Raw genomic sequence first — 404 nt, 5'->3', positions numbered from 1 at the left:
GTTCAAGCTGGTGCACCGCCACGCCGACCCGGTTCATTAGCCGGCCCTTCAGGGTGCGCGACACAATGCCGGAGGCTTTTGCAACAGCCGCCTATTCCTTTTGGCCGGTGAGCGGCATATGTCAGATACATGGTCGTGCCACTTGAAGGCATGATGGCGACGATAAAGACACGAATGGACGCGGAAGCGAAAGTCTTGCCGTCGGGGGTCGGCGAGCCAGCGATACTGGACGGTGCGATTGTCATCGGCGCGGGCGCCGCGGGGCTCGCGGTGCTGTCGCGCTGTCCGGCGGCGCGGGTCGTGCTGGTCGAACGCTCGCCGGAAATGGCCGGATTCGCGCATGCCACGCTCGCCCATCCCGGCAACGCGCATCTCGGCGACCGCGCGTCGGTGCTGACGGCCGA

Annotated in this window: 1 pseudogene; it reads left to right on the top strand. The window is 66.1% G+C overall.

The annotated features are described in order from the left end of the window. Positions 1-150: 150 nt before the first annotated feature. A pseudogene (locus EN808_RS35235) lies at positions 151-404 on the top strand (hypothetical protein); the annotation flags it as partial.

Source organism: Mesorhizobium sp. M8A.F.Ca.ET.165.01.1.1 (assembly GCF_004792065.1).
Taxonomy (GTDB): domain Bacteria; phylum Pseudomonadota; class Alphaproteobacteria; order Rhizobiales; family Rhizobiaceae; genus Mesorhizobium.
The sequence above is the reverse complement of the archived record's forward strand: the minus strand, read 5'-3'. Positions and strand labels throughout refer to the sequence as shown.